This is a genomic window from Burkholderia sp. 3C, from assembly GCF_054589155.1.
The window spans coordinates 109,598-111,239 of record NZ_BAAILN010000030.1 but is presented as its reverse complement, the minus strand read 5'-3'; the positions used below and the strand labels follow the sequence as shown (position 1 = coordinate 111,239).

The 1,642-nt window shown below is 72.6% G+C and carries 2 protein-coding genes; both read right to left on the bottom strand.

Translation table 11 applies throughout. The features are described 5' to 3' along the window. Window positions 1–509, bottom strand: a 509-nt coding sequence (locus ACYP33_RS04585; protein WP_459620175.1) for a response regulator, incomplete at its 3' end; no start/stop codon positions are given. Between the two features lie 55 nt (window positions 510–564). After that, window positions 565–1,642: ATP-binding response regulator (locus ACYP33_RS04580; RefSeq protein WP_459620005.1), on the bottom strand; the 1,078-nt coding region annotated here is incomplete at its 5' end.

The window sequence follows — 1,642 nt, the reverse complement described above, 5'->3', positions numbered from 1 at the left end:
CCGGCGCCGGCGCCGCCCCCAAGCTCGCGATACCCATCCAGCCGCGCAGCCGCCTGCGCCGACTGCCAGCGGATCGCGCCGCCGCCATCGACGATCACGGCCGCGCGCGCATCGAGTTCGAGCACCGTGTCGGCGTAGCGCTGCGCGCGCGAGCGCTGCACATGCGCGGCGATCCGCGCGCACACCTCCTCGGGCCGCACCGGCTTGGTCACGTAATCGATGCCGCCCACCCGAAAGCCCTGCACCACGTGCTCGCTTTCGGCCAGCGCGGTCATGAAGATCACCGGCAGATGCGCGTGGCGCGCGTCGAGCTTGAGGCGCCGGCAGGTTTCGAAGCCGTCGAGCCCCGGCATCATCGCGTCGAGCAGCACCACGTCGGGCGTGACGCGCGCCAGGCACTTCAGCGCGTCGTCGCCGCTCAGGGCGACCAGCACCGCGTAGCCGTCGGCGCGCAGCGTGTCGGACAGCAGCGCGAGGTTGTCGGGCGTGTCGTCGACGATCAGCACCACGGGGCGATTGCCGAGCACGCCGGGCAGGGCGGCGTCGGGCAGCGGGCGCGCGGCGTCAGTCATCGGCGCCGAGCGGCAGGCGGTCAAGCTCATGCTCGAACTCCTTCAGTTGGAACAGTTCGGCCCGCGCGCGCAGTGCGGCGAGCGGGGCGGCCAGCGCCGGGCGGCGGGCCACGGCGGCGTCGAGCGCTTCGATCAGGCCTTCGACGTAGCCTACGTCGAGCAATGCGCGTAGTTGCGCGTGCATCGAACGCGGCAGGCGGGGTGGTTCGGTCGGCGCGGAGGCCGCGGCCGGTGTCGACGACGTGGGCGACGGTGACGCGCCGCCGACGGTCGCCGCGGCACCCGTCGCGGCAGCCATCGAAACGGGCGAGGCCCCATCGTCCGGCGCGGCCTCGCGGCTCGCTTCGGAGGATGCCGCAGCAGCGTCGGCCCGCTCCCATTCAATCCGCAGCAGCGCCGCGAGCTTGTCGAGCAGCACCGGCACCTGCACCGGCTTGACCAGGTAGTCGTCGCAGCCGATCGCGATCGCGCGCTCGCGGTCGTCGGCGAACGCATTGGCCGACAGCAGCATGATCGGCGCCGAGGAAATCCGCCGCTCGCGGATCAACCGGCTGGTCTCGTAGCCGTCCATGTCGGGCATCGAGATATCCATCAGGATCGCGTCGGCCGCGTTGGTGCCGAGCCAGCGCAGCGCGTCGATGCCGCTGCCCGCCTCGACGATCTCGAAGCCGAGCGGCGCGAGCATCTGCACGACGATCGCGCGCTGGTCGGGCAGGTCGTCGACGATCAGCAGCGTGCGCCGCGTGCCGCGATAGCCGCGAATGTCGGCCAGCTCGATGCGCGCCGGCACGGCGGTGCGCACGGTCGGCGCGTACACCTTGACGACGAAGCGGGTGCCGCGCCCGACTTCGCTGTCGACCTCGAGGCTGCCGCCCAGCGCATGCGTGAGCAGCTTGCAGATGGTCAGCCCGAGCCCGGCGCCGTGATCGTGCGCGCTGGCCGCCTCGCCGCGCTCGAACGGCAGGAACAGCCGCTCCATCTCGTCGGCCGGAATGCCGGGGCCGGTGTCGATCACCTCGAACGTCAGCGTGTCGAGCGCGTGGCCGACGCGCAGCGTCACGCCGCCCGCC